Source organism: Micromonospora sp. WMMD1076 (assembly GCF_029581475.1).
GTDB classification, from domain to species: domain Bacteria; phylum Actinomycetota; class Actinomycetes; order Mycobacteriales; family Micromonosporaceae; genus Micromonospora; species Micromonospora aurantiaca.
Genome location: NZ_CP120862.1, coordinates 1,525,349 through 1,550,092, shown reverse-complemented (window position 1 = coordinate 1,550,092; position 24,744 = coordinate 1,525,349). Strand labels below are relative to the sequence as shown.

Genomic DNA, 24,744 nt, shown 5'->3' with positions numbered 1-24,744 from the left:
CGGGATCCGTGGGCCGGGCCAGCGTCGCAAACGACAATGCCCGTACAGTTTCGGACATGACCCTGATCGCGCTCGCCGCCACCGGCGGGATGCTGCACTTCGAGCTGGCGGCGGCCTGCGAGATCTTCGTGCGCGACCCGACCGGCCTGGCCGACCCCTGGTACGACCTGGTGGTCTGCGGTCCCTGCCCGGTCGGCGTCGGGCGGTTCGCGGTCACGCCCGACCACGGGCTGGACCACCTCGCCCGCGCCCACACGGTGATCGTCCCGGCGATCGAGGACACCGACGCCGAGCCGCCGTCCGACCTGGTCGACGCCGTCCGCGCCGCCCACCAGGCGGGCGCGCGGATGGTCTCGTTCTGCACCGGCGCGTTCGTCCTCGCCGCCGCCGGCATCCTCGACGGGCTGCGCGCCACCACCCACTGGGCGCACACCGACGCGCTCGCCGCGCGCTACCCGCGCGTGCAGGTCGACCCGGACGTGCTCTATGTGGACAACGGCGACGTGCTCGCCTCCGCCGGCAAGGCAGCCGCGATCGACCTGTGCCTGCACCTGATCCGCCGCGACCACGGCTCGACTGTCGCCAACGCCGTCGCCCGCCGCCTGGTGGTGCCGCCGCACCGCGCGGGCGGCCAGGCCCAGTACGTCACCACCCCGGTCCCGGCCCGCGAGGACCACCCGCTCGCCGCGCTGCTCCCCTGGGCGATGGCGCGGCTGGACCGCCCGCTGACAGTCGCCGACCTCGCCCGCCAGGCCACCATGAGCACCCGAAACCTGGTGCGGCACTTCACCGCCGCTACCGGCGCCACGCCGTCGCAGTGGCTGGCCACGCAGCGCATCCGGCGGGCGCAGGAGCTGCTGGAGAACACCGACGACGGCATCGACGCCGTCGCCGAGGCATCAGGCATGGGTACGGCGACGACGCTGCGCCGGCACTTCCAGCGCGCCGTCGGCGTGCCGCCGGACACCTACCGCCGCACGTTCCGCAGCGGCTGACCGGGTTGCCTCTGCATCCGGCTGGGCAGCAGACGCGTCATCGATCGACGAACGCGATCTACTTCCACGAACCCCAGTGATCATCGTCGGCCCGGGCGCCCGACGAACGTGCCGGCGCACGAGGTTTCGTCCGAGGCAGTGAGCGGGCCGACACCTGCCGGGGTGTAGGCAGACGGGTTGCCGGGTACCTCGCGCCCTACCCCGTACCCCTGCCCAGGAGGATCCCCATGACCGTCGTACTCGCCGTCGTCTGCGAAGACGGGGTGGTGATCGGCGCGGACTCCCAGATCACCGAGAGCGATCGCGGTCTGAGCTTCCCCGCCCAGAAGCTGCACCCGCTGGGCGACTGCGCCGCCTGGGGTGGCAGCGGCGCGCGGGGAGTGCTCAACGACCTGCGCCCCCTCCTCCAGGACTCGGCCACCGCCATCCTCGAAGCACCCGACATCGGCGACGAGTTGCAGGAGCGCGTCCTACCCGTCTTCAAGAAGCACTACGCGAACTACATTCCGGACGTACCCGGCGAGGGTGCCGGCGGCGGGGTGTCGGCGTACCTGCTCGCGGCCGGCTACAGCCAGGGCGGCCCGTGGATCGTGGAGATCAACCCCAACGGGCTCATCGGCCGCTACGAGGACGTGGGCTTCCACGCCATCGGCTCCGGCGCGCCCATGGCCCAGCAGGCCGGTGCGCTGCTGTCCCACTTCCGGATGACCACGCGCCCCGTCGAGTACGGCGTGGTGGGCGTGGTACGGGTGCTGGAGGCGCTGGAGCGGACCTCGCCGTCGGTCGGCGGCCCGTTCAGCGTCGCGTGCGTCCGCGAGGAGGGCGCGCACCACCTCGACGAGAAGGAGATCGCCAAGGCGCTGAAGGACGCCGAGCGCTGGCGCGACCTCGAACAGGAAGCGCTCGACCGGCTGTTCGACTGACGCGGACGGGTGCCGAGGATCTTGGGCAAACGCTGCTGAGGGAGATCGAAAAAGGCCGCTTCCGGCTGGCGGAAACGGCCCTTGAACTGGGTGGAGCTGAGGGGATTTGAACCCCTGACCCCCTCGATGCGAACGAGGTGCGCTACCGGTCTGCGCCACAGCCCCTCCGCCGGCGAACCAGCGTCGGTCCCACCCAGCTTTCACCGGGTGGGCCGGCGACAAGGCTAACAGGTCGCGCCCCCACGACGCGAACCACCCCACCGCCCTCGTAGATCTTCGAAGGGAAAGGCCCCCCGAGGGGCCCAAACCTTCCAAGATCGCCGCCAGCAAAGCGCCGGGCAAGGAAGTCAGGCGCCTCGGCCGGACTGGTAGGGGCGTCCGCGCAGGCCGCCCGCCCGCCGGTAGGAGACGGAGCCGCCGCTCGCCGCCGGTGGCAGGTCCGCCGGGCGGTCCAGCCCCATCGCCGTACGCCGGACCGCCTCGCGCTGGGCGGCCAGCCGGCGCTGCGCCTCCCGCCGGGCCGCCGCGCGCCGGGCCTGCTCGCGGCGCACCTCGGCCTGGCGGGCGGCCAGCCAGGCCGCCTCGCGGGCGTCCGCGCGCCGCCGCCGGCGTTCGGCCAGGGCACGCTGCCGCAGGTGCACGACGTACGCGACGAGCAGCGTGCCGGTGACCGAGACACTGATCCAGAACCCGGGTCCGACGAGCACCACGCCGCCCAGCTCGACCAGGTTGAGCAGCAGCAGTGCGGCCAGCACCCGGCGCCGGCGGTAGATCGCCGGGGTGTGCCGTCGCCGGGGCGGGTGCCGTCGGCGGGACTGGGCCGGCACCGCGGAGACGGGCCGGAGTCGCCCGGAGCGCCGGCGCAGGGGCGGCGCGGAGACCGGGCGGGCGAGACTGCCCGTGTCGGAATCTTCACTGAGGGTCACGACAAGGGAGCGCGGCGGGTGCAGCGGTCGCCGCCCGGGCACGGTGCGCCGTCGACGACGGCGCTGGAGCACCCGCGCCGTCGACTGCGCCCGCTCCGCCACCAGCCGCTCGGTGGCGTCGTACCGGCGGACCAGCGCCGGAGCGAGGGCGAGCAGACCGGCGGCGGCGAGGACGGCGAGGAGCACCGACGTGGGCACCCTCACCCCTCCCGTCACCAAAGTTCTCCGGCGAGCGCCGCCGCCGCAACTTCTTCCGTCTACCGTCGTTTACGGCGCACTAAGTGCGGGCGGGCAGCGCTTGCCACAGCTTGCAGTTACTTGAGGTTACGGGCCGCCGACCCGGTTCACAGTGCGCCGCGCCGGGCGTTCGCCTCAGCGGCGGTTGTCACGTACGCGGTGCCACCGCGCCAGCAGTCCGCCCTCGGCTACGACTTCCTCGCCCGTCATCGCGTATCCGATGTGGTCGCGCCAAGCGCCGTCGATGTGCATGTAGCGCACGTGATAGGCCTCCTCGCGGAAGCCGAGTTTCTCCACCACCCGCCGGGACGGCATGTTCTCCGGCCGGATGTTCACCTCGATCCGGTGCAGCCCGCCCGGTCCGAACGCGTGGTCAACGGCGAGCGCCACAGCGGTCGGGATCACGCCGCGACCGGCCACCCTGGAGTCCACCCAGTAACCCACGTACCCGGAGCAGAACGCCCGCCGCACGATGCTGCCCACGTTCACGTGGCCGACCAGCCGCTCCTGCCCGTTCTCGCGCAGGCAGACCGCGAACGGCATGCCCTCACCGGTACGCGCGGACCTGCGCTGGTCGGCGTGCACCAGACGGAACGCGGCGGGCGAGTTCGTCTCGTACCAGCCGCCGGGCACATGGGACTCCCACGGCGCCAGCCACTCGCGGTTCGCGCGCCGGATCTCCGACCAGGCGGTGGCGTCCGAACGCCGGTACGGCCGCATCACCACCGGACCGTCCACCAGCACCGCCGGCCACCCCGGCGCCCGCCGGAACCTCACCGAGCTTGCCTTCCGTTCGCGACTGCGGGGCTCGCAAGCTCACTCCTCGCGCTCACCGAGCTTGCCTTCCGTTCGCGACTGCGGGGCTCGCAAGCTCACTCCTCGCGCTCACCGGCGCCGGTCCAGTAGGAGCACATCCACCGTGGACCCGGCGGCCGCGGTGGTGACCCGCTCGCCGAGCACCAGCAGGCCGTTGGCCTCGGCCAGGCCGGAGAGCGTGTACGGGCCACCGGCGAGCGGCTGCACGGTGTACCCGCCGCCGCGCCGCTCGGCCACGTGCGCGGGCCGGAACTCGCGCAGCCCCACCGGGGACGAGACAGTCTCCAGCAGGTGCGCGCGGACACTCGGCCGGAACACCGGCTCGGCCCCCGCCAGCAGCTGGATGGCCGGGCGGGCCAGTACCTCGAAGCCGATCAGCGCCGCGCCGGGCTCACCGGGAAGACACACCACCGGCACCTCCTCGGCGCCGACCGTACCGAACCCGAGGGCCGTTCCGGGATAGAGGGCCACCTCTGTGAAGGTGACCGGCCCGGCCCGGCCGCCGTCGCGGCGGGACAGGATCCGGCGCACCATGTCGCCGGGACCGGTACCGGTGCCGCCGGTGGTGATGATCAGGTCGGCGCGCAGCGTCTGGTCCTCCAGCAGGCCGCGCAGCGCCTCCGGGTCGTCGTCGCAGATCCCCACCCGGTACGCGAGCGCGCCCGCCTCCGCCGCCGCCGCGGTCAGCGCGTGCGAGTTGGTGTCCACCACCTGGCCGGGCTGGCTGCCCCGGCCCACGTCCACCAGTTCGTCGCCGGTGGCCACGATGACCACACGCGGGCTGGGCCGCACCACCACGTGCCCGATGCCGGTGGCGGCGAACACCGCTACCAGGGCCGGTGAGACGTACGCCCCGGCGCGGGCGAGCAGCGTGCCGGCGACCAGTTCCTCCCCGGCGCGGCGCAGGCCGTACCCCCGTTTGGGCGCGCGGAAGATCTCGACGGCGGCCATGCCCTGGTCGGTCCACTCCACCGGGACGACCACGTCCGCGCCGATCGGCAGCGGCGCGCCCGCCGCGACCGAGAAGCAGGCGCCGGGGGTGAGCCGCACCGGTCGCCAGCTCGCCGCGCCCAGGTCACCCACCACGTTGATGCGGATGCTGCGGCCGCCGGGCATACCGGAGGGGGCCGGGACGTAGCCCGGCCCCCGACTCCCACCGGAGATGTCCTCCCAGCGCGCGGCGTACCCGTCCACCGCCGCCTGGTCGAAGGCGGGATACGAGTGCGGGGCGACCACGTCCTCGGCGAGCACGTTGCCGTACGCCTGGGTCAGGTCGAGGTCGAGTGGAGGCAGCGCGCGTAACCTGCGCAGCACACTGCCCAGGTAGTCGGCGAGCGGCGTCAACTCGTTCGCGGCCGCCTCGGCGTCGGCCGTCGCTGTCATGTATCGGCACCGCCGGACGCGTCGCGGATGCCGTCGAGGACCGCAGCGGTGACCGTCTCGTCACCGTTGTTGACGAACTCGGTCAGCCACTTGCGGAACTCGGCGCCCAGGTCCTCCCGCTCGGCGGCGATCTGCACCACGGTCTGGAGGTAGCCGAGCGGCATGCCGGTGTCGTAGCGGGTGCCCCGGTAGACGATGGCGTGCACCGGCACCCCCTCGGTACGCAGCAGCTCCATCGCGTCGGTCAGCTGGATCTCGCCGCCGCTGCCCGGTCGGGTACGCCGGATCGCGTCGAAGATCCTCCCGGGGAGCACGTACCGGCCGAGGACGGCGAGGTTGCTGGGGGCGTCCTCCGGGCTGGGCTTCTCCACCATGCCGGCGACCTTGACGACCTCGGCGATGTCGGAGTGTTCCGACTCGGCCGGCTCGACCGACGCGATGCCGTAGCGGCTGGTCTCGGCCGGGTCGACCTCGAAGAACGCGAGCACCACGCCGCCGGTGCGGGCCTGGAGTTCCAGCATGGCCGGCAGCAGCGGCTCGGACGGCTTGACGAACTCGTCGCCGAGCAGCACCGCGAAGGGCGCGTCGCCGACGTGCGACTCGGCGTACCCGACGGCGTGGCCGAGGCCGAGCTGCTCCGGCTGGCGGACCGTGTAGATCGCGGCCAGTTCCTCGGTGCGCTTGACCTCGGCCAGCAGCTCGGGCTTCTTGGCGAGCCGCTCCTCCAGGTCCGGCCGGCGGTCGAAGTGGTCCACCATCGAGGTCTTGCCGCGACCGGTGATCAGCAGGATGTCGTCGATGCCGGCCTGGGCGGCCTCCTCGACGATGTACTGCAACACCGGCCGGTCGACGACCGGCAGCAGTTCCTTGGGAACCGCCTTGGTGGCCGGCAGGAACCGGGTGGCCAGGCCGGCGGCCGGGATCACGGCCTTGACCGCGCGGGAGCGACCGGGGGCCGCTGAGAGGTTCGCTGAGTGCTCCGACATGTCGCGAGACTATCGGCCACGGCTCTGCCGCGGCGGGTGAGGACCGGAAGACGCGCCGCCCTGGACGGTGCCCGCCGGGTCCGCCGCGCCGGCCCGGGGCAGCCCGTCCGGCGGGCTGACACCGGCGGCCACCACCGGGATCTCCTGGGTGGGGACCGGATCGGGCTCCGGGGCCAGCCGGTAGCCGTCGCGTCCGGCGGCCTTCGCCGCGTACAACGCGTCGTCGGCGGCGTCGAGCACCTGCTGGCCGCCGGCCGCGTGGTCCGGGTAGACGGCGATGCCGACGGAGACGGTCACCGGCACCCGCACCGGCTCGTCGCCGCTCCCCTCGACCGCCACCGGCTGGTCGCGTACCACGGCGCCGAGCCGCTCGGCGACTATCGTGGCGCCCCGGGCGTCGGTCTCCGGCAGCAGCACCACGAACTCCTCGCCGCCCTGCCGGAACGCCAGGTCCACCTCGCGGATCACGCCGCGTACCCGGCGGGCGAACTCGACCAGCACGGCGTCCCCGGCGGCGTGGCCCCAGGTGTCGTTGACGTTCTTGAACCGGTCCAGGTCGAGCGCGAGGACGCTGAGCATCCGGCCGAACCGGTTCGCCCGCTCCACCTCGCGGCGGATCGACTCGCGCAGGTAGCGGTAGTTCCACAGCCCGGTCAGCGGATCGGTGAGGGAGAGCCGTTGCGCCTCCTCGTGCACCCGGACGTTCTCCACGGCGACCGCGGCGTGCCCGGCGAACGTCCGCAGCGTCACCACGTCGTCGTCGTGGAACTCGTGCCCGCCGAGCCGGTCGTAGAGCACGAGCACGCCGAGCGCCGCGCAGGCCGAGCCGGGCGGGTCGCCGTCGGCGGGCGGGTGGCCGGGCCGGTCCGGGCCGCGCGGCTCCGCGCCGCCGGGGGTGGCGAACGGCACCGCCACGTACGTCTCGCAGGACGGCTCCCCGGTCGGCGTGTCCGGCGGCGCCCACCGTCCGCGCAGCGGTTCGCCGGTGGCGGCCACCGCACCGAGCGCCCCCGCGCCGACCGCGACCCGCAGCGTCGCCGGGTCGGCCGGGTCGCTCGTCGGCCAGCGCCCGGTCAGCCCTTCCACGCACCGGCCGACGAGGACGCCGTCGCCGTCGACGAGCAGCACCGCGCCGGCCCGGGCGCCGGTGGCGGCGATCGCGCTGTCCAGGATCACGCGCAGGATGCGTTGCAGGTCGTGCGTGCTGGCGAGCGTGTCGCCGAGCACTGCGAGGTGGTTGCGGAGCTGGTCACGGCTGCTGGTCAGCGCCGTCACGTAGGTGCCGGTCTCCCTGGTCATCCGGTTGAACGCGCTGGCCAGCCGCCCGATCTCGTCGCGGCTGCGCACCGGCACCCGGGCACTCAGGTCGCCGCGCGCCACCCGGTCCACCGCGCCGGCCAGCTCACCGAGCGGCCGGGTGGTCACCCGGGCCAGTCGCCAGGCCGCGAGCACTGCGAGCAGGGCGGCGAGCGCGACCGCGGCGATCAGTGCCCCGTACAGGCCGGGCGCACGTTCCCCCGGCACCGACAGCACCAGCGGCAGCGGCTGACCGGGAGACGGACCGACCCGCCGCACGTACCGGCCGTCGCCGGTCCCGGTCACCCGGTTCCCGTCCGCCTTGCCGGCGGCGGCCAGCACCGCTGCGCGTACCCCCTGGTCCTCGGTCGTGTGGGTGATGCCGCCGGGGTCGTCGAGGAGGGTGACCGCGACACCGGTAACGGCGGCGAGCCGCGCCACGAAGGCCCGGTCGACGGGCTGGGCGGCGGCGACCGAGCCCAGGTCGGTGCCGGCCGGGTCGCGGAGCCGGACCTCGGCGGCCAGCGCGGCGACACCGGTGGCGGGCGCGCCGGCGCAGTCCTGCCAGCGCCCGGCCGGCCCGCCGGCCGTGGCGTAGGTGGTGCGGCCGGCGGCGTTGGCGATCAGCACGGCGGCGGCCAGGCCCCGCGCGACCACCTGGTCGGCCGTGCGCGACCGGACGACCGGGTCGCCGACGAGCGCGACCGCGTCGGCCGCCGCCCGGAGTTGCTGACAGAGCGCGTCGATCGAGGTACGGACACCGGCCGCGGCCAGGCCCAGCCGCTCGGTGGCGCGGCTGTGGTCGACGGCGCTGAGGGTGGCCCCGACGAAGAACGCGCCGAGCAGGACGGGGCCGAGGACCACCGTGAGGAAAGCCGCCGTCAACCGCCCGCGTAGCGTCAATCTTCCCCCCGGAAGTTCCGCTCCCTTGGTGCGATGCTGACACAGAGCGACCATTAGGCAAGCGTTGCGTCAGGAGTGTTGCGTGCCGGAATTTTCGGATGAAGCGCACGATGCGAAGCGGGAGATGCGCATCGCGCTACTCGCCGCGCGCCGGTCGCTGTCCGCGGCCGACCGCGCGGTGGCTGCGGCCGCCGTCCAGGCCGAGCTGGTGACGTTGGTACGCCGGCTGCGGCCGGCCAGGATGAGCGCGTACGTGCCGGTCGCCTCCGAGCCCGGCGGGGACGACCTGCCGGACGTGCTGCGGGCCGCGCTGCCGCCCGACGCCGAGTTGCTGCTGCCGGTGCTCCGCGAGGACCTGGACCTGGACTGGGCCTCGTACACCGGCCCGGAGTCGTTGCGCGCCGCCGGCCGGGGTCTGCGCGAGCCGACCGCACCGCCCCGGGGGCGTGCCGCGGTGGCCGGAGCCGCCCTGGTCGTGGTGCCGGCGGTCGCGGTGGACCGCCGCGGCATCCGGCTGGGCCGGGGCGGCGGCTCGTACGACCGCGCGCTGGCCCGGGTGCCCGCCACGGTGCCGACGGTGGCGCTGCTGCACGACGGCGAGCTGGTCGCGGCGGTGCCCGCCCTGCCGCACGACCGCCCGGTGCACTGTGTGATCACTCCGGCGGACGGGCTGGTGGCGGTCCCGGGTGTGGGCCCGGGCGCTTCCGCTGGACGAACCCGGGGGTCATGACGCACCATTGGCACTCGAAGACCACGAGTGCCAGAAGGCCGTGCCGAAGATCCGGAGGAGAACGTGCCCACGTACCAGTACGCCTGCACCACGTGCGGCCACCAGCTCGAGGCGGTGCAGTCCTTCTCGGACGAGCCGCTGACCGAGTGCCCGGCGTGTGAGGGGCAGCTGCGAAAGCTCTTCAACTCGGTGGGCATCGTGTTCAAGGGCTCCGGCTTCTACCGTACGGACTCCCGCTCGTCCGGTTCCGACAACGGCTCCTCGACGACGAACAAGCCGGCCAAGTCCGAGTCGTCCTCGTCCTCGTCGTCGGACTCCTCGTCGTCGTCAACGTCCTCCTCGGCCGGTTCGTCCTCTTCGTCCGGTTCCGGGTCGACGGCGAGCAAGGCGCCCGCGGCGTCCAGCTCGTCCTGACCCGCTGCTCGCACTCGACACGTGGCCGTTCCCGCTCGGGGGCGGCCACGTTCCGTTCGCGGCGGATGCTCGCCAGCTCGGCGAGGTTGCTGCATCCGCCGGTCCGGAAGCAGCAACCTCCCCGAGCTGGCGCACCGGGCCTGCGGGCTGGTGGGGGCGGGGCTCTCCCGGGGGGCTTTCACATGTCGGCGGGTTATCCACAGGGACGAGCGGTGGGGCGGCGGGAGCCGGTAGGCCGGGCCTAGCCTGCGGTCGGACGGTTGACCGGCGGCGGGAGGCAGCGGTGACGGATGGCGAGGCGACGTTGCGTCCGGTCCGCTGGCGCGGGCTGCCCCGGCGCCGGACGCTGCTGCGGGTGACGCTCGTCGCGGTGCTGCTCGGCCTGGCCGCTGCGGTGCTCCGGACGCCACCGTCCTGCCCACCACCCCGCGTCCTTCCGACCGCCTCGGCGGCGGCGTCGCCGTCCGGCGGCATCCGCGCCCTGCCGGCCGGTGCGGTCGGCGTGCCGATCCGGCTGGCCGAGCCGGCCGCGCTCGCGGTGCTGCGCCCGGGTGCCCGGGTCGACCTGCTCGTCGTGCCGGCCGGCGGTTCGCCCGACCCGACGCTGCTCGCCCCGCGCGCGCTGGTGCTCGACGTGGTCGGCGCCACCGGCGCGGTCGACGGCTCCTCGGCGCTCTACCTGGCGCTGCCGCCGGAGCAGGCCCGGCGGGCGGTCGGGTTGCCCGAGGGCAGTCGCTTCGCCGTGGTGGTACGCGGCTGACGCGATCAGCCCCAGTGCGGGGGGCGTTCCGCGAGCAGCCAGTCGTCGTTGCCGCCGGGGCGCTCGCCCCAGCCGCGGTCGGTGTCGTCGCTGGTCTGCTCGGGCAGCACCACGAAGTCGTCGCTGAGGTCGACCACGCGGTCGTCGTCGCCGCGCGGTGTCCGGATGGCGGGGTCGGTCACGAGCAGCAACGATACCGCCGAACGGGGCGCCGGCTCGATCCCCGGGACCGGCCGGATCGCCCTGGGCCCGGCCGTACCGGGCCGGAAGCCGTCGGCACGCCGCACACCGGGCGCGACGGGCCGGGGCGGCGGTGATCGACGCGTCGGGCGGCCGACCGGCCCGGGGCGTTGGTAGCGTCGGACGGCGTGACGACGCCGAGCGGTGGCAGCCCCGACGACGAGACCTGGCGACGCCCGGACCAACCGGCACCCGCCGGGGAGCACGCCCCCGGGGCGGTCCCCCGGGACGGCGCGGACAGCGCGGACGTCCACCCGGCCGGTCCCGGATCTCGGCCCGGTGACGCCGGTGACGCCGGTGACGCCGGTGACGCCGGTGACGCCGGTGGGGATCATGACCCGGACCGCACCGCCGAACCGGCCGGGGCCGCCGGGCAGCCCGAGCCGACCACCCTCCCAGCCGGACCGACCGCCCTCCCGGCGGAGCCGGCCGCCCTCACAGCAGAGCCGGCCGTCACCGAGGGCGTCGAGACAACCGGAGCAGTCGCCGACACCCCGACGGCGGCTGGGAACGCCAGCCCGTGGTCGCGCGAGGCGGCCACCGAGAGCCCGTGGGCCCGGCCGGAGGCGGCAGGCGGCTGGACGGTGGCCGGCGGCGCGTGGCCGGGCACGCCCGGTGCCGGCCCGCCCGCCGGTGGCCCGCCCGTCGGTGGCCCGCCCGCCGGTGGCCCGCAGTTCGGGGGCGGCGCGCCCGCCGGTGGCCCGCCTCCCTCGGGGTATGCGGGCCCGCCGCCGAGCACGCCTCCGCCGCCCGGGTGGCGGCCACCGGTACACGTGCAGCCGTCACCGCCCCGCCGGCTCCCGCCGCAGGACATGGCCGCGATGGACCAGGCGGAGCAGCGCGCGCAGCGGCTCACCTACGGCATCGGGGCAGCCGTCGCAGTGGTGCTGGTGCTGCTCACCTGCCTGCTCTGCTCGCGGGTGCTGTTCTGAGCCGTACCGGTCAGACGACGCCGTCCCAGACCATCTTGGCGCCGCTGTCCCCGGTCAGGTAGACGTACACGATCGCGAAGACCGCGAGCACCGCCACCACGACGGTGAGCACCACCGGGAGCCAGCGGGGCAGGTTCCGGCCCGCGACGAAGCGGCTCGTCGACAGCACGAGCAGCAGCGCCGCGACGCCGAGCCCGAGCGCGAACCAGAGCAGCGTGTCGCCGTACTCGGCGTGCTCGCTGATCTGCTGGAGCCGGTCCGGCGGGTAGCCCTTCGCGCGCAGGGCCCCCTCCAACTCCTCGCCGGACTCGGTCGCCACCCAGGCGACGATCGGAGTGACCACGGCGAGCACCGCGACCGCCCAACCGAGGCGGGGCCGCCAGCGGGGCAGCACCCCGTACGCGACGGCGAGCAGTGCCAGCAGCGGCACGAGCACCACCGCCGCGTGGATGACGAGCACGTGGACCGGCAGACCGTTGATTTCCCTGAACACCGACACCTCCGGCGAGTGGGTGGTTTGGGCGCGCTCAGCGTACGGCGTGACGCCGCCTTCCTCGATACACGCGGGCGCGGCGGTGCCGGTTCACCTGTGGCCCCGGCCACGGGTGGACGACGCTCGCTTGTCGGCCCGTCTGCCCCGTGCTGTCATGGATCCATGTCCACGGGTGAGGAGCTGCTCCGGTCGAGGGGCCTACGGGTCACCCGGCCGCGTCTCGCCGTGCTGGACGTGCTCTCCGCCGGCGGTCACCTGGAGGTCGACGAGATCACCCGGCGGGTCCGCCAGCGGATCGGCTCGGTCTCCACCCAGGCCGTCTACGACGTCCTCGGCGCCCTGTCCCGGGCCGGGCTGTCCCGCCGGATCGAGCCGGCCGGCAGTCCCGCGCGGTACGAGGCCCGGGTCGGCGACAACCACCACCACGTGGTGTGCCGGGGCTGCGGCGAGATCGCCGACGTGGACTGCGCGGTCGGCAGCGCCCCCTGCCTGGACCCGAACGTGGCGCACGGCTTCGAGCTGGACGAGGCGGAAGTGACCTTCTGGGGCCTCTGCCCGGCCTGCCAGTCGCGCCGCTCCGCCGACGACTGACCGTCGCACCGACGACTGACCGCCGCACCGACGACTGCCGCACCGTCGACTGGCCGCCGCACCGAGGACGGCGGGCGACGGCGCGTGGCACTCTTGATCGGTGGACACCGAAGACCTCGGCCTCTTCGGTCCGGGATCCGTCACGTGGAAGGTGCACGAGGAACCGATCCTGATCGTCGCCGGCCTGCGCTCGCTCTACCTTCAGGCGCTGCACCCCCGCGCGATGGCCGGCGTCGCCCAGAACAGCAACTACCGCACCGACGCCTGGGGGCGGCTGGTCCGCACGGCGACGTACGTGGGGACGACGATCTACGGCACCACCGCCGAAGCGGAGGCGGCCGGGCGACGGCTGCGGACGCGGCACGCCCGGATGCGCGCCACCGACCCGTTCACCGGTGAGGAGTTCCGCGTCGACGATCCGGAGCTGCTGCGCTGGGTGCACGTCACCGAGGTCGAGTCGTTCGTGAGCACCGCCCGGCGGGCCGGCCTGTCGCTCACCGACGACGAGGTGGACGGCTACTACACCGAGCAGCGCCGGTCGGCGGCCCTGGTCGGGCTGGACCCGGACGACGTGCCGGGGACCGCCGCCGAGGTGGCCGACTACTACCGGGACGTACGCCCGCGGTTGCGGATGACCCGGGAGGCGGCCGAGACCGCGGTGTTCCTGACCGCGCCGCCGATCCCGTGGAAGCTCAGCCTGCCGGCGCGGGTCGGCCTGAACCTGGGGCCGCCGCGCTGGGCGTACTTCGGGATCGCCGCCATCGCGCTGGGGATGCTGCCGCCGTGGGCGTTGCGGCTCTACGGCGGGCTGGGCCTGCCCACCACCGCTCTGTCGGCGGACCTGAGCGCGCGGGCTCTGCGACTGGCGCTGGCCGCGGTGCCCCGGCGCTACCGTGAGGGCCCGTTGCAGCAGGCGGCCAAGGAACGCGCCGCCCGCCTGACCGCGGCCTGACGGCGCCGCGCGCTCACTGCGGGTCGGCGAACCGCTCGACCGCCGACCAGGGTTCCTTGCCCGGGGTCTGCGCGCCGGTCGGGCACGTACGCCGGTAGTCGCACCAGCCGCACCGCGGACCCGGCTCGGCAGGGAACGCCGCGTCGGGGTCGGTGCCGTCGGCCACCGCACGCTCGGCGGCCATAATGTCGCGGGCGGTGGCCTCGGCGCGGGTGAGCTGCCGGTGCAGGGACTCCGGCGTGTGCTCGTGGGCGGCGACGGTGCCGGTGGGTAGGTGGTGCAGCTCGACCCGGCGGCACGGCTTGCGGAACACCCGCTCGGCCGCGTACGCGTAGAGCGCGAGCGCCTGCGAGCCGCGCGCGTCGTCGGCGTCGAGCCCGGTGCGGCCGGTCTTGTAGTCGACGATGACCAGCTCGGGCCGCCCGTCCGGGCCGGGACGCGAGTCGATCCGGTCGGTGCGGCCGTTGAACGCGAGCACCGCGGTCTTGACCGCGACGACCCGTTCCACGCCGAGCGGCTCGTCGGCCGGGTCGAGGCCCGCCACGTAGCTCTCCAGCCAGGTCAGCGCCCGCCGGAAGGCGTCGCGCTCCTGCTCGTCGTCGCGGTAGCCCTCGCGGACCCAGGTGCCCTTGAGCAGCGTGCCGAGCACCTCGGGGCGGCGGCGGTCGGAGGCCAGCGCGTACCAGTTCTTCAGCGCGGTGTGGACGCTCGCGCCGAGCGAGTTGTGCGCCCACGGCGGGCCCTTGGGCGGCGCGGGCCGGTCCACATAGGCGTAGCGGTAGCGGCGGGGACAGTCCGCGTACGCGCCGAGCTTGCTCGGTGTGCAGACGAACAGGCGCTCCGGCATGCCCTCGAAGCCGAGCTGCTCGGACTGCTCGGCGCGGGGGCGGGGAGCCCGGGAGCCGCTGGCTGCTGACTGTCGTCGCACGCTTGAATCCTGCCATCCGGGTACGACAGCGGACGGACCCGCTCAGGCGTTGTTGACGTACTGGGTCACGAACGCGGCGATCGCGTCGGCGATGAGCTGCACCGCGATGGCGGCCAGCAGCAGACCGGCGATCCGGGTCAGCACCTCGATGCCGCCGGGGCGCAGCACCTTGACGATCCCGCCGGAGAAGCGCAGCACCACCCAGACGGTGACCATCACCGCGACGATGGCGAGCCCGATGGCGAGGTAGTCGACGGCGCCGCCGGCCTGCTGCACGAACAGCATTGTCGCCACGATGGCGCCCGGCCCGGCCAGCAGCGGGGTGCCGAGCGGCACCAGCGCGATGTTGGAGGTGACCTGGTTGCTCGGGTCGTCCGCCTTGCCGGTCAGCAGCTCCAGCGCGACCAGGATCAGCAGCAGGCCGCCCGCCGCCTGGAGGGCGGGCAGGTCGACGTGCAGGTACGCCAGGATCGTCTGCCCCGCCACCGCGAAGATCACGATGACCCCGAGCGCCAGCGCCACGGCCTGCCAGGCGGCCCGGTTCCGGTCGCGCGCGGGCAGCGGCCCGGTCAGCGCGAGGAAGATGGGCATCATTCCGGGCGGGTCGACGATCACCAGCAGGGTCACGAAGACCTCGCCGAAGAGCTTGAGATCCACGCGGACACGGTAGCCGTGCCGCCGGATCGCTTCAGCTCGAAGCGACAGGGGTCACCCCGCGGGCCAGCGCGACGATCCGCTCGTACGCCTCGGGGTCTGTGGTGTGCGCGCCGAGCCGCACGGTCTTGTGCGTGCCGTGGAAGTCGGACGAGCCGGTGACCAGCAGTCCCAGGTCGGCGGCGAGCCCGCGGACGTGCGCCCGCTCGGCCGGGTCGTGGTCCTCGTGGTCGGCCTCCAGCCCGGCCAGGCCCGCCGACGCCAGGTCCGCGATCAGCTCGTCCGGCACGATCCGGCAGCGCCTGCTGGCCCTCGGGTGGGCGAAGACGGGCACGCCACCGGCCGCCCGCACCAGCGCCACCGCTTGAAACACGTCGATGTCGTCCTTCGGCAGCCGGTACCGCTCGCCGAGCCAGTCCGGCCCGAACGCCTCGGTGGTGGTGGCGACCAGGCCGGCCCGGATCAGCGCCTGCGCGATGTGCGGGCGGCCGACAGTGCCGCCGCCCGCACCCGCCAGGATCTCCGTCCAGCTCACCGGGATGCCGTCGGCCTGGAGCAGCCGGACGATGCGCTCGCCGCGAACCTCGCGGGCCCGGCGGACCCGGGCCAGCTCCGCGGCCAGGTGCGGCTCGGCCGGGTCGAAGAGGTAGGCGAGGAGGTGCAGCGGGATCGCCGGTTCGGCGCCGGACCAGCGGCAGGAGATCTCCGCGCCGCGGATCAGCGCGAGGCCGGGCGGCAGGGCGGCGACGGCTGGTGCCCAGCCCGCAGTGGTGTCGTGGTCGGTGAGTGCCACCACGTCGAGCCCGGCCCCGGCGGCGGCCCGGACCAGTTCGGCGGGCGTCAGGGTGCCGTCGCTGGCGGTGGAGTGGGTGTGCAGGTCGATGCGGGCAGGGACGCTCACCCGCCCGACGCTACGCCCCGTCCGGCACCGTGGGGACGTCGGCCACCACCACGGGGTGGTCCTCCGGCGCCAGCCCTTCGACCTTCGAGGCCGTGGGCCGGTCACCGGTCAGCACCCGCTCGGGCTTGACCCGGACCAGCCCGCCGCTCGCGTCCACGTGCAGCGCCACGCCGCCCCGGGTCCAGGCCACGCCGCCGGCCAGCACCGGGCCGGCCGGGTGGGTGACCGGGCTGGCCGGGTCGGCCAGGTCCACCAGGAGGGCGGTGCGCGACGTGCCGTTCGCGAGCAGCCACCGGCCGTCGAACGAGACGGCGCCGAGTCCGTCGGTGGCCAGCTTCACGCCGCATCCGGTACGCACCGGGGCGAGGTCCCGGGCCGGGTCGAGCAGAGCCAGGCAGAGCTGCTGATCCCGGCCGGCGGCGACCAGGCCGACCACCCGGCCGTCGGGCCGGGTGCCGTAGACGGTGCGGACGTCCGGGTTCACCGGGCCCGGCTGTCCGCCCAGCGCGCGGTCCCAGACGCTCATCCCGCCGTCGCCGGGCTGCCGGATCAGCACGGTGTCGCCGGCGAAGCCGACCGGCACGGCGCCCTCCGGCGCGGCGGTCCGGACCGGCGCGATGAGCTGGCCGGCGACCACACCGGCGGCGATCACGTCCGTGCCGTCCCGCCAGGCGACCTGGCGGCCGTCCGGGGAGATCGCCACCGCGTCCGCGGCGGCGAGCATGACCTGCGGTGCGGCGCCACCGACCGGCACCCACCAGAGGGTACGGCCGGCGACGGTGGCCGCCGAGGTGAGCAGCCAGCCCTCCTGCTCGTGGATCCGCTGCGCCCGTTCGACGCCGCTCACACCGGTCAGCTGCCGCCGTTCGCCGCCGCTGGTGTCCAGCCGGTCACCGACGAGCAGGTCGAGTTCGGCGCGGACCGGCCCGAAGCGGGTGACCGAGGACGGCTCGGAGGTCTGCGGGGACGGGAAGAGGACGGGCGGGTCGCCGAGCACCACTGTGGGCGTGCCGCCGTCGCCGCCCGGTGCGCTGAACTGGGCCACTCCGGTAGTGATGACCGCTGTGGCGACCCCGGCCAGGGCCAGGCCGGTGAGCGTACGCCGCCGGCCCGCACGCCGCGCTCGGCGCAGGACCTCCCCGGCCGGGTCGGCGGGCAGCGGACGGGACGTCGCGACGCGGCGGGTCAGGGTCTCCCGCAGCGCCCGCTCCAGCTCGTCGTCGCCCACGGGGAATGGACGCTCCGGGCTGCCCGTCCGGTTGTCACCGTGCTGCCGGGTGCCGCTCATCGGCTTTCCGCCGGGATCGGGGCGGCGGGGCGGACCGGAGTCGCGGGTGGGAGCGGTCGGGGCACCCGGGCGGCGGGCCGTCGCGCCGGGACACGGGTCGGCTCGGCGCCCCGGGCCGGCGGGACGGACCGGCCGGCTGCGGCGGGCCCGGGCGAGGCGGACGGGGTCGCGGCGGGCGCGTCGGCCGGCGTGGGCAGGCTCAGGGCCGCCTCGGAGCCGAGCCGGCGGCGCAGCGTGTTGAGCGCCCGGGAGGTCTGGCTCTTGACTGTGCCCGGGGATATCTCCAGCAGCGCGGCTGTCTGCGCCTCGGACATGTCCTCGTAGAAGCGCAGCACCAGCACGGCGCGCTGCCGGGCCGGCAGCGCCTGGAGGTGCCGCCAGAGCGCGTCCCGGTCGAGTTGCTGCTCGATCTCGTCGACACCGGCGCGCTCCGGCAGCACCTCGGTGGGGCGCTCGCCGTGCCAGCGGCGCCGCCACCAGCTGGTGGACGTGTTGACCATGACCCGGCGGGCGTACGGCTCGATGGCGTCGATCCCGCCGAGCCGCTTCCAGGCCAGGTAGGTCTTGGTCAGCGCGGTCTGGAGCAGATCCTCGGCGGTGGCCCAGTCACCGGCGAGCAGGTACGCGGTGCGCAGCAGTGCGCCGGACCGGGCCGCGACGAACTCGCGGAACTCCTCCTCCAGCGGGTCTCTGCTCACCACCACACTCATCTCCCCCGTCCTGCCTGGCAGAATGCCACGGCCTGCCCGGTCGGGTCGATGGCGGAAGGTGTGCAGTTCCTCCGATGTTCGGACGAAAAGTTTCAGGCCCCGTCGTCGGCCTTGGCCTCGTCGGCCTCCTTGCCCAGCCGCGCCTCGACCGCCTGCGGCTCGTACATCTCCTCGACCACGCGCAGGTAGAGTTCGTTCGGGTTGGGCAGGTTCTTGATCACTCGGAGTGCCTGTTCCTGACCGGCGGACTCCAGCACGAACGTGCCGTAGTTGAGGGCGCGGCCGGTCGGGCTCTGCTCGTACTTCATGTCGGTGACCCGGGTGAGCGGCATCATCGCGACCTGCCGGGTGATGATCCCGTTGACCACCATCACCCGCTTGTTAGTCAGGATGAACCGGTCGTACCACCAGTCGGCGACCTTCCAGGCGACCCAGCCCATCACGCCGAACCAGAGCAGCACGGCGACCGTGGTCAATGCGCCGACGTCCCGCCCGGCGAGGAAGCCGGAGAGGTAGCCGAGCACGAACGTGGCCGCCACGCCGACGATGATCGGGGTGGTGAGGTGGATCCAGTGCCGCTTCCACTCGCCCCGGTAGCGCTCGGTGGGGAAGAGGTAACGCGCCACGAGCGAGCTGGGCTCGTCCTCCAGCGGCAGCACCCGGCGGGGTGCCATGCCGGTGGCGTCGGACCGCAGCCCGGCCAGTTCCTCCTCGGAGATCGGCTGGTCCGGGAAGCCGTCCGGATCCCGTGCCCAGGCCCGGCCGGACCGACCCTCACCGGTGTACGCGCTGCCGTAGCCGGCGTCGTCCGCGTCCGCGTACGGACCGGGACCGTAGCCGGCCGGGTCGTCCGGGTCGATCCGGGGGATCGGCTCGGTGTCGCGCTCCCGGCGTGCCCGGTCGGGGTCGTCCGGATCGAAGGGTGGACCGGAGGGGCTTCCCATGGGCGGCTAGGCGACGAGGTTGGTGAAGAAGTCGCCGAAGCCCTGCGCGATGTCCATGATGCCGCCGCCGAGAGACTTGAAGACGTCGGCGGCGGAGTTGGGCCGGTACGCAACAAAGAAGATCAAGAATGCGATGCCGGCCCAGGTGAGGACCTTCTTGACCATAGCGGGCCATCCTCTCGCGCGGCGCCGGGTCCGTTTACCGCAGCGGCACCCAGAGTATCAGCATGGTGTCTTACCGTGAATATCTGCGTCCGCTCTCCGACTCGCCGTGGCGAGCCGGTCAGGCCCGCCCGTGCAGGTACGGAGACGGTGCGCCGTACACGAGTTCGGGCGGTGTCCACTCGGTGAGGTCGTGCAGCACGACTTCTTCCGCGAGGAGGTGACCCGCACTCGCCGGCCAGGCTATCGCATGGAGCCACATTCCCCGAGCCTCGCCGGCGTACGCGCTTCGATCCGTTTCGGAGCGAACGAGCCACAGTGGAGTCGGATGGCCGCCCACCCGGATCTTCGCGTGCGGCAGGCGTTCGGGATGACCAGGGCCGGGATCGGTGAGCGCCTCCTCCACCTGCGGGCCCGGATCTGGTCCGGGCAGTCCCGCGAAACGGGAACCGAGACCGACGCCGGGTTCCTCGGCGACGAAGATCAGGTCGGCCGGCCCACCGTCCAGGGGGGCCGGACCGGCGCAGGCGACGAGCGTGGCCCGTACGCCCGCGCGGTCGTCGCCCGCCCATGCCACGCCGGTGAGCGTCCAGCCCGGCGGGAGCGGCCACGGGCACCACAGCGGCATCCGGAGCCGGTCGGCCGGGTCCGGATCGGCGGCCACCCGCTCGACCACGCTGGCCATGATCTCGGCGCTGATGTGCTCCGGTACGTGCAGCGGCGCGACCGGCCCGCAGCGCACGCATCGATACTCGGCGTGCATCAGGTCCGGCTCGCGCACCGGGCCCGCGCATCTCGGACAACTCACCGCGACAGTCACACCCTCACCGTCGCCCCGGACCCGCGAGGCGTCAAGCGGGGCGGGCCGACGAGCATGGGATTTCCGTCCCGTGGTGGACCCACGCGGGGTTCAGGCCGGCGGCGGCCCGGCGTACGACCGGACCCAGGCGTGCATGGCGATGCCGCTGGCCACACCCGCGTTGATGGACCGGGTCGAGCCGTACTGGGCGATCGAGAACAGCGCCTCGCACGCCGACCGGGCCACCGCCGACAGACCGGGCCCCTCCTGGCCGAACAGGAGCACGCAGCGGCGCGGCAGCACCGCCGTCTCCATCGGCCGGGAGCCGGGCAGGTTGTCGATCCCGACCACCGGCAACCGCTCGTCGCGCGCCCACGCGACGAACTCCTCGATCGTCGGGTGGTGCCGGACGTGCTGGTAGCGGTCGGTCACCATGGCACCCCGCCGGTTCCACCGCCGCCGCCCGACGATGTGCACCTCGGCGGCGAGGAAGGCGTTGGCGTTACGGACCACGGTGCCGATGTTGAAGTCGTGCTGCCAGTTCTCGATCGCCACGTGGAAGTCGTGCCGGCGCCGGTCCAGGTCGGCCACCACCGCCTCGCGCCGCCAGTAGCGGTAGCGGTCCACCACGTTGCGCCGGTCCCCGGCGGCGAGCAGCTCCGGATCGTAGCGCGGGTCGTCCGGCGGGTCACCGGGCCACGGCCCCACACCCACGTCGAGCTGGTCGTCGGTCACGGTTGCCGAGGGTACGGCCCGGCGGCGTCCCCGGTCAGCGCAGGTCGAGCGCGCCGCCCAGCCGGTCGAGGAAGCGCGTGTCGGCGGGGCTCGGCGTGGTCTGCCCGGCCCGGCACACCCGGGCCGCGACCGACTCCACCCACTGCCGGTACGCCGCCGAGTCGGCCGGGTCGGCCCGGCGGCCCAGCACCCGTACCGCGGCCCGGGCGGCGGCCAGCAGGTCGACCAGGTCGGTGAGGCGCTCGTCCCGTTCGGTGGTCCCGTCGTGGCGGGCGTAGATGACGGCCACCACGGCGCGGACGAGATCGCTGTCGAAGGCCCGGCCGGCGGCCACCGCGTCCAGGCCGGCCAGACCGGCGGCGACGCCGCGCGGCGGGCGCCCGGGGCCGGGTGAGGCGGCGGCGACGAGGACGCGGCCCGGCAGGTCGGTCAGCAGGTCCCACTCCGCCGCCGAGTAGGCGGCGGTGGTGGGTGGTGCGGCGCGGCGACCGGCGGAAGGCGGCTCTCCGGCTACGGAGTGGCTCATGGGCACCTCCAGCCCGAGCATAAGCCCCCGGACGCGGTCCGGGCCCCGTCCCCGCCGAACGGAGAACGAGGCCCGGTGGCCGGACGGAACACGAGGTCAGCGCGGCTCGGGGAAGCTGGGGCGCTCCGGGTCGACGCCGTCCGGGACGGCGGCGGCCGCGTACTCCTTCTTGGGGACCATGACCTTGCGGCGGAACACGCAGACGAGCGTGCCGTCCTGGTTGTAGCCGCGGGTCTCGACCGCGACCACGCCGCGGTCGGGCTTCGAGGCCGACTCCCGCTTGTCCAGCACCGTCGTCTCGCCGTAGATGGTGTCGCCGTGGAACGTGGGCGCGACGTGCCGCAGCGACTCGATCTCCAGGTTGGCGATCGCCTTGCCGCTGACGTCCGGCACGGACATGCCCAGCAGCAGCGAGTAGATGTAGTTGCCGACCACCACGTTGCGCTTGAACTGCGAGGCGGACTCGGCGTAGTGCGCGTCCATGTGCAGTGGGTGATGGTTCATGGTGAGCAGGCAGAAGAGGTGGTCGTCGTACTCGGTGACCGTCTTGCCCGGCCAGTGCCGGTAGACCGCGCCGACCTCGAACTCCTCGTAGTAGCGGCCGAACTGCATCCTTGTCCCCTTCACGGGCGGCGATGGAGTTCGGCACAGCATGCCTTATCACTTGTTAAGGCGAGGGGCCGGGCGCTCGCCCGGCGGAAATGTCACACCGGGGGCACCGAGGTCCGGACGCAATGAGCGGCGGGGCCCTCCCCGGCACCCGCCGCCCACGCTCTGATGCGAAGAATTCTGCCGTACGACCACCCGTCGCCAACAGAGACGGAGGTCACATTTACCCTTTCGTAACACTACTCCGAGTAATCGAGTCGAGGTCGGTAAGCGATCTCCGCAGGCAGGATAGATGCTTGTCAAGCCTGAAGTTACCGATACGTAGCCGCAACTCAGCGTGATCTCCCTGGAAGCGCTCCCATCACGTCCCGTCACGCAAGTGCGACATGCATTTGCGTTCCGCACGAACGAAGCGGACAGATGGTGTTCGATGTGCCCAGGGTCACCGTCCCGGCGCTCAGCGTTTCGTCACCCGCGCGACGGGAATTCGGACGGACCGACCCTGGTTCCACCGGACGTACGACAATCCGCGGTGATCGGAGAGAGCAAATGGCAACGGTTGAGCTGACCACGGCCAACTTTGACGAGGTGACCGGGCGCGACGGGATCGTCCTGCTCGACTTCTGGGCGGACTGGTGCGGCCCGTGCAAGCGCTTCGCCCCGGTCTACGAGCGCTCCTCGGAGAAGCACCCGGAGATCGCCTTCGGCAAGGTCGACACCGAGGCGCAGCAGGATCTGGCGGCGAAGTTCAACATCAGCTCCATCCCGACGATCATGGCGATCCGTGACGGTGTGATCGTCTTCGCCCAGCCGGGCGCGCTGCCGGAGTCGGCCCTGGAGAACCTCATCGAGCAGGTCCAGGCGCTGGACATGGACGACGTCCGCAAGAAGCTGGCCGAGCACAACCACTGACGTTCCACACGCCGCCGGCCGGCGCCCCGTTTCGGGCACCGGCCGGCGGCGTTCGCGTATCCGCCTGACCCGGCGGGACGGACAGTGAGGAATGGCCGACTGAGCGATACTTTCAGCCGCTTCACTCCCGTATCGTCACCAGGCGATGGAGACCTTGACCGCCCGCGGGCGCGCGGTCCGCGCGGGCGTCACCCTGCTCGGCCTGGCGCTGCTGCTCCTGGGCACCGTGCGCGGCACCGACGATCACTTCCCGTTCGGACCGTTCCGGATGTACTCCACCTCCGACCCGCCGAACGCACCCGCCCCGGACACCCGGGTCGAGGGCGTCGACCGCACCGGAACGGTGATCCCGCTCGGCCAGGACGCCACCGGCATCCGCCGGGCCGAGATCGAGGGCCAGCAGGACCGGTATGCCGCCGACCCGAGCCTGCTGCGGACCGTCGCCGACGCGTACGCCGAACGCCACCCCGGCGCTCCCGAGTTGGTCGAGGTGCGCATCATGGTCCGCTGGTTCGACATCCTGAGCGGCCGCCCGACCGGCAAGTGGACCGACGAAACCGCCGTACGCTGGGAGATCGGCGGATGACCGCCTGGCTGACCGAGGCGGTTCCGCGCGGCCGGATCGCCGCCTTCCGGACCCTGATCTACCTCTTCGTCGCTGCCGACCTGGTCGTCTTCACCCCGTGGGTACGCACCCGGGTCGATGTTCCCGGCGACCTCTATCAACCGTTGTTCGTCGGCCGGCTGCTCCCGCTCCCCACGCCTGCCCCCGCCGTGGTCGGCGTGGTGTTCTGGGCCCTGCTGATCACCGCGCTGCTCGCCGCGACCGGCCGGGCGCACCGGCTGCTCGGCTGGACGGTCTTCGCGCTGTACTTCGAGTGGATGATCGTGGCGATGAGCTACGGGAAGGTCGACCACGATCGTTTCGCGCTGCTCGTGGCGCTGGCCGTGCTACCCACCGCCGGCCGCGCCCGGCACGGCGATCCGACCCGCACCGAGGCCGGCGGCTGGGCGTTGCGGGTCACCCAGATCTCGGTCATCTGCACGTACTTCCTCGCCGCCTGGGCCAAGTTCCGCTTCGGCGGATGGGACTGGGCGAACGGCTCGGTGCTGGCCCGGGCGATCATCCGGCGCGGCACCGATCTCGCCGACCTGATCGCGCAAGTGCCGCACCTGCTGATCGCGGCGCAGTTCGGCATCCTCGCGTTCGAGCTGCTCAGCCCGCTGGTGTTCGTGCTGCCGGCGCGATGGCGGACGACGATCGTCGGCTTCTTCTACTCGTTCCACCTGGTGACCATCGCAACGATCACCATCTCGTTCGCGCCGCACCTGGTGGCGATGACCAGTTTCCTGGCGCTGGAGAAGGTCCGCCCGGTGGTGTTCGTCAGGCGCCTGCTCGGCCGCCCGCCTCCCGCCGCGCAGACCTCTCCCACGACGACGCCCGTCGAGGCGGCACCGGCCCCCGACCGGTCCGCGACGGCGACCGCCTGAGCACAGGTACGCCACTCAGTCGGTCGTCCCCGGGCGGGCAGCCGGGCCGTACAGCCGTTCCCGGGCCTCCTGCGGCAACGCGCAAGCGGCAGTGCCGCCCGGCATCCGATGCCGGTTGCGGGCCACCCAGCGGTACGCGGGCCAGGCCGCCGCACGGATCGGCGGGAGGCGCAGCCCGGCCCCGGCGAACCGCCAGAGCGGCCCACTGTCGCCGAGCAGCCGGGCGATGGCGTCCGGCCCGGCGGCCCGGTGGCCGTCGACGCCCACCCACTGGACCGCCTCCTCGCACTCGGCCTCCGTCAGGCCCAGCGCCGCCAGGTCTGCGAACTGCCACGGCACCACCCGGGCGCCGGTCGGGATACGACGCTCGATGAACTGCGCGCAGCTGGTGCAGAAGGCGCAGTCGCCGTCGTAGACGAAGGTCGGCCTCTCCATGCTTCCATCCTGCACCAGTCCCGGAACGGGGCGGCACGCGGTGTTCGCAGCGCCACTTGCGCTCACTTAGTAC

Annotated in this window: 30 protein-coding genes, 1 tRNA gene and 1 pseudogene; 11 read left to right on the top strand and 21 right to left on the bottom strand. The window is 73.7% G+C overall.

Going from position 1 to position 24,744, the window contains the following annotated elements; genetic code table 11:
- The first annotated feature begins 56 nt into the window (after window positions 1-56).
- Together O7622_RS07710 and O7622_RS07705 are read left to right on the top strand one after the other, a co-directional pair.
- Entirely contained in the window at window positions 57-995 is a 939-nt protein-coding gene (locus O7622_RS07710; protein WP_282312576.1) for a helix-turn-helix domain-containing protein, read from the top strand.
- A gap of 227 nt (window positions 996-1,222) precedes the next feature.
- Window positions 1,223-1,918 (top strand): proteasome protein, encoded by a 696-nt coding sequence (locus O7622_RS07705; RefSeq protein WP_282312575.1) that lies wholly within the window; start codon window positions 1,223-1,225, stop codon window positions 1,916-1,918.
- Window positions 1,919-2,009: 91 nt separating this feature from the next.
- On the opposite strand, the gene O7622_RS07700 is transcribed toward O7622_RS07705, so the two are convergent.
- The 6 genes from O7622_RS07700 to O7622_RS07675 all read right to left on the bottom strand — a co-directional run bounded on the left by O7622_RS07700 (window position 2,010) and on the right by O7622_RS07675 (window position 8,465).
- Window positions 2,010-2,083 (bottom strand) — tRNA-Ala (locus tag O7622_RS07700).
- A gap of 182 nt (window positions 2,084-2,265) precedes the next feature.
- The gene (locus O7622_RS07695; RefSeq protein WP_269696085.1) at window positions 2,266-3,048 is read right to left on the bottom strand and encodes a hypothetical protein; all 783 of its coding nucleotides are present in this window, start codon (window positions 3,046-3,048) and stop codon (window positions 2,266-2,268) included.
- 168 nt (window positions 3,049-3,216) lie between these two features.
- A complete protein-coding gene (locus tag O7622_RS07690; RefSeq protein WP_282314075.1) occupies window positions 3,217-3,801 on the bottom strand; it encodes a GNAT family protein in 585 nt (194 codons plus the stop codon).
- A gap of 165 nt (window positions 3,802-3,966) precedes the next feature.
- Complete coding sequence (gene glp / locus O7622_RS07685) at window positions 3,967-5,280, bottom strand: gephyrin-like molybdotransferase Glp (RefSeq protein WP_282312574.1); 1,314 nt, start codon at window positions 5,278-5,280, stop codon at window positions 3,967-3,969.
- The gene (locus tag O7622_RS07680; protein ID WP_282312573.1) at window positions 5,277-6,266 is read right to left on the bottom strand and encodes a UTP--glucose-1-phosphate uridylyltransferase; all 990 of its coding nucleotides are present in this window, start codon (window positions 6,264-6,266) and stop codon (window positions 5,277-5,279) included. Before O7622_RS07680 ends, glp begins: the two co-directional genes overlap by 4 nt.
- Window positions 6,267-6,275: 9 nt before the next feature.
- A complete protein-coding gene (locus tag O7622_RS07675) occupies window positions 6,276-8,465 on the bottom strand; it encodes a diguanylate cyclase (RefSeq protein WP_282312572.1) in 2,190 nt (729 codons plus the stop codon).
- 124 nt (window positions 8,466-8,589) lie between these two features.
- Here O7622_RS07675 and O7622_RS07670 point away from each other — a divergent pair, with 124 nt between their 5' ends.
- Window positions 8,590-9,195, top strand: a complete 606-nt coding sequence (locus O7622_RS07670; RefSeq protein ID WP_282312571.1) for a 5-formyltetrahydrofolate cyclo-ligase — start codon at window positions 8,590-8,592, stop codon at window positions 9,193-9,195.
- Between the two features lie 27 nt (window positions 9,196-9,222).
- Window positions 9,223-9,399, top strand: a pseudogene (locus O7622_RS07665) (FmdB family zinc ribbon protein); the annotation flags it as partial.
- A gap of 14 nt (window positions 9,400-9,413) precedes the next feature.
- Here the strand turns inward: O7622_RS07665 and O7622_RS07660 are convergent.
- Window positions 9,414-9,623, bottom strand: a complete 210-nt coding sequence (locus O7622_RS07660) for a hypothetical protein (RefSeq protein WP_282312570.1) — start codon at window positions 9,621-9,623, stop codon at window positions 9,414-9,416.
- 269 nt (window positions 9,624-9,892) lie between these two features.
- On the opposite strand from O7622_RS07660, the gene O7622_RS07655 reads away from it, so the two are divergent.
- On the top strand, window positions 9,893-10,369 hold the full coding sequence (locus tag O7622_RS07655) for a flagellar biosynthesis protein FlgA (protein ID WP_282312569.1): 477 nt from the start codon (window positions 9,893-9,895) through the stop codon (window positions 10,367-10,369).
- Between the two features lie 5 nt (window positions 10,370-10,374).
- Here O7622_RS07655 and O7622_RS07650 read toward each other — a convergent pair whose 3' ends face one another.
- A complete protein-coding gene (locus tag O7622_RS07650) occupies window positions 10,375-10,551 on the bottom strand; it encodes a hypothetical protein (RefSeq protein WP_282314278.1) in 177 nt (58 codons plus the stop codon).
- Window positions 10,552-10,737: 186 nt separating this feature from the next.
- Here O7622_RS07650 and O7622_RS07645 point away from each other — a divergent pair, with 186 nt between their 5' ends.
- Entirely contained in the window at window positions 10,738-11,541 is an 804-nt protein-coding gene (locus O7622_RS07645; RefSeq protein ID WP_282312568.1) for a hypothetical protein, read from the top strand.
- A gap of 10 nt (window positions 11,542-11,551) precedes the next feature.
- On the opposite strand, the gene O7622_RS07640 is transcribed toward O7622_RS07645, so the two are convergent.
- Window positions 11,552-12,034, bottom strand: a complete 483-nt coding sequence (locus O7622_RS07640; RefSeq protein WP_282312567.1) for a DUF2231 domain-containing protein — start codon at window positions 12,032-12,034, stop codon at window positions 11,552-11,554.
- Between the two features lie 162 nt (window positions 12,035-12,196).
- On the opposite strand from O7622_RS07640, the gene O7622_RS07635 reads away from it, so the two are divergent.
- Window positions 12,197-12,625 carry a Fur family transcriptional regulator gene (locus O7622_RS07635; RefSeq protein WP_282312566.1) on the top strand — a complete coding sequence of 143 codons (429 nt, stop codon included), beginning with the start codon at window positions 12,197-12,199 and terminating at the stop codon, window positions 12,623-12,625.
- Between the two features lie 100 nt (window positions 12,626-12,725).
- Window positions 12,726-13,577: an oxygenase MpaB family protein gene (locus O7622_RS07630; protein WP_282312565.1), complete on the top strand. Its 852-nt coding sequence runs from the start codon at window positions 12,726-12,728 to the stop codon at window positions 13,575-13,577.
- Between the two features lie 13 nt (window positions 13,578-13,590).
- Here the strand turns inward: O7622_RS07630 and O7622_RS07625 are convergent, their stop codons facing one another.
- The 11 genes from O7622_RS07625 to O7622_RS07575 form a co-directional block, all read right to left on the bottom strand.
- Window positions 13,591-14,424 carry a PD-(D/E)XK nuclease family protein gene (locus O7622_RS07625; RefSeq protein ID WP_282314074.1) on the bottom strand — a complete coding sequence of 278 codons (834 nt, stop codon included), beginning with the start codon at window positions 14,422-14,424 and terminating at the stop codon, window positions 13,591-13,593.
- Between the two features lie 123 nt (window positions 14,425-14,547).
- On the bottom strand, window positions 14,548-15,162 hold the full coding sequence (locus tag O7622_RS07620) for a MarC family protein (protein ID WP_282312564.1): 615 nt from the start codon (window positions 15,160-15,162) through the stop codon (window positions 14,548-14,550).
- A gap of 31 nt (window positions 15,163-15,193) precedes the next feature.
- Entirely contained in the window at window positions 15,194-16,060 is an 867-nt protein-coding gene (locus O7622_RS07615) for a PHP domain-containing protein (protein ID WP_282312563.1), read from the bottom strand.
- 10 nt (window positions 16,061-16,070) lie between these two features.
- Window positions 16,071-17,348, bottom strand: a complete 1,278-nt coding sequence (locus O7622_RS07610) for a hypothetical protein (protein WP_282312562.1) — start codon at window positions 17,346-17,348, stop codon at window positions 16,071-16,073.
- A complete protein-coding gene (locus O7622_RS07605) occupies window positions 17,345-18,058 on the bottom strand; it encodes a SigE family RNA polymerase sigma factor (RefSeq protein WP_282312561.1) in 714 nt (237 codons plus the stop codon). The genes O7622_RS07610 and O7622_RS07605 overlap by 4 nt, the downstream gene beginning before the upstream one ends.
- 92 nt (window positions 18,059-18,150) lie before the next feature.
- Window positions 18,151-19,002: a PH domain-containing protein gene (locus tag O7622_RS07600; protein WP_030501108.1), complete on the bottom strand. Its 852-nt coding sequence runs from the start codon at window positions 19,000-19,002 to the stop codon at window positions 18,151-18,153.
- A 6-nt stretch (window positions 19,003-19,008) separates the two neighbouring features.
- Window positions 19,009-19,167: a hypothetical protein gene (locus O7622_RS07595; RefSeq protein WP_013283898.1), complete on the bottom strand. Its 159-nt coding sequence runs from the start codon at window positions 19,165-19,167 to the stop codon at window positions 19,009-19,011.
- Window positions 19,168-19,285: 118 nt separating this feature from the next.
- Window positions 19,286-19,972: a DUF6758 family protein gene (locus O7622_RS07590; RefSeq protein ID WP_348774053.1), complete on the bottom strand. Its 687-nt coding sequence runs from the start codon at window positions 19,970-19,972 to the stop codon at window positions 19,286-19,288.
- Window positions 19,973-20,074: 102 nt separating this feature from the next.
- The gene (locus tag O7622_RS07585; RefSeq protein WP_282312560.1) at window positions 20,075-20,698 is read right to left on the bottom strand and encodes an RNA methyltransferase; all 624 of its coding nucleotides are present in this window, start codon (window positions 20,696-20,698) and stop codon (window positions 20,075-20,077) included.
- A gap of 34 nt (window positions 20,699-20,732) precedes the next feature.
- Window positions 20,733-21,224: a hypothetical protein gene (locus O7622_RS07580; RefSeq protein ID WP_282312559.1), complete on the bottom strand. Its 492-nt coding sequence runs from the start codon at window positions 21,222-21,224 to the stop codon at window positions 20,733-20,735.
- 96 nt (window positions 21,225-21,320) lie between these two features.
- On the bottom strand, window positions 21,321-21,836 hold the full coding sequence (locus O7622_RS07575; RefSeq protein WP_013283894.1) for a MaoC family dehydratase: 516 nt from the start codon (window positions 21,834-21,836) through the stop codon (window positions 21,321-21,323).
- A gap of 546 nt (window positions 21,837-22,382) precedes the next feature.
- On the opposite strand from O7622_RS07575, the gene trxA reads away from it, so the two are divergent.
- The 3 genes from trxA to O7622_RS07560 all read left to right on the top strand — a co-directional run bounded on the left by trxA (window position 22,383) and on the right by O7622_RS07560 (window position 24,236).
- Entirely contained in the window at window positions 22,383-22,745 is a 363-nt protein-coding gene (gene trxA, locus O7622_RS07570; protein WP_282312558.1) for a thioredoxin, read from the top strand.
- A 145-nt stretch (window positions 22,746-22,890) separates the two neighbouring features.
- A complete protein-coding gene (locus O7622_RS07565; RefSeq protein ID WP_282312557.1) occupies window positions 22,891-23,331 on the top strand; it encodes a hypothetical protein in 441 nt (146 codons plus the stop codon).
- Entirely contained in the window at window positions 23,328-24,236 is a 909-nt protein-coding gene (locus tag O7622_RS07560) for an MFS transporter permease (protein ID WP_282312556.1), read from the top strand. Before O7622_RS07565 ends, O7622_RS07560 begins: the two co-directional genes overlap by 4 nt.
- A gap of 15 nt (window positions 24,237-24,251) precedes the next feature.
- Here the strand turns inward: O7622_RS07560 and O7622_RS07555 are convergent, their stop codons facing one another.
- A complete protein-coding gene (locus tag O7622_RS07555; RefSeq protein ID WP_282312555.1) occupies window positions 24,252-24,671 on the bottom strand; it encodes a DUF393 domain-containing protein in 420 nt (139 codons plus the stop codon).
- Window positions 24,672-24,744: the final 73 nt, after the last annotated feature.

Coding starts and splice junctions, on each gene's coding strand:
- O7622_RS07575 (WP_013283894.1), bottom strand. CDS start 21,836: ATGCAGTTCGGCCGCTACTACGAGGAGTTCGAGGTCGGCGCGGTCTAC.
- O7622_RS07670 (WP_282312571.1), top strand. CDS start 8,590: ATGCGCATCGCGCTACTCGCCGCGCGCCGGTCGCTGTCCGCGGCCGAC.
- trxA (WP_282312558.1), top strand. CDS start 22,383: ATGGCAACGGTTGAGCTGACCACGGCCAACTTTGACGAGGTGACCGGG.
- O7622_RS07610 (WP_282312562.1), bottom strand. CDS start 17,348: ATGAGCGGCACCCGGCAGCACGGTGACAACCGGACGGGCAGCCCGGAG.
- O7622_RS07560 (WP_282312556.1), top strand. CDS start 23,328: ATGACCGCCTGGCTGACCGAGGCGGTTCCGCGCGGCCGGATCGCCGCC.
- O7622_RS07635 (WP_282312566.1), top strand. CDS start 12,197: ATGTCCACGGGTGAGGAGCTGCTCCGGTCGAGGGGCCTACGGGTCACC.
- O7622_RS07680 (WP_282312573.1), bottom strand. CDS start 6,266: ATGTCGGAGCACTCAGCGAACCTCTCAGCGGCCCCCGGTCGCTCCCGC.
- O7622_RS07595 (WP_013283898.1), bottom strand. CDS start 19,167: ATGGTCAAGAAGGTCCTCACCTGGGCCGGCATCGCATTCTTGATCTTC.
- O7622_RS07605 (WP_282312561.1), bottom strand. CDS start 18,058: ATGAGTGTGGTGGTGAGCAGAGACCCGCTGGAGGAGGAGTTCCGCGAG.
- O7622_RS07625 (WP_282314074.1), bottom strand. CDS start 14,424: ATGCCGGAGCGCCTGTTCGTCTGCACACCGAGCAAGCTCGGCGCGTAC.
- O7622_RS07710 (WP_282312576.1), top strand. CDS start 57: ATGACCCTGATCGCGCTCGCCGCCACCGGCGGGATGCTGCACTTCGAG.
- glp (WP_282312574.1), bottom strand. CDS start 5,280: ATGACAGCGACGGCCGACGCCGAGGCGGCCGCGAACGAGTTGACGCCG.
- O7622_RS07565 (WP_282312557.1), top strand. CDS start 22,891: ATGGAGACCTTGACCGCCCGCGGGCGCGCGGTCCGCGCGGGCGTCACC.
- O7622_RS07555 (WP_282312555.1), bottom strand. CDS start 24,671: ATGGAGAGGCCGACCTTCGTCTACGACGGCGACTGCGCCTTCTGCACC.
- O7622_RS07690 (WP_282314075.1), bottom strand. CDS start 3,801: ATGCGGCCGTACCGGCGTTCGGACGCCACCGCCTGGTCGGAGATCCGG.
- O7622_RS07580 (WP_282312559.1), bottom strand. CDS start 21,224: ATGAGCCACTCCGTAGCCGGAGAGCCGCCTTCCGCCGGTCGCCGCGCC.
- O7622_RS07600 (WP_030501108.1), bottom strand. CDS start 19,002: ATGGGAAGCCCCTCCGGTCCACCCTTCGATCCGGACGACCCCGACCGG.
- O7622_RS07705 (WP_282312575.1), top strand. CDS start 1,223: ATGACCGTCGTACTCGCCGTCGTCTGCGAAGACGGGGTGGTGATCGGC.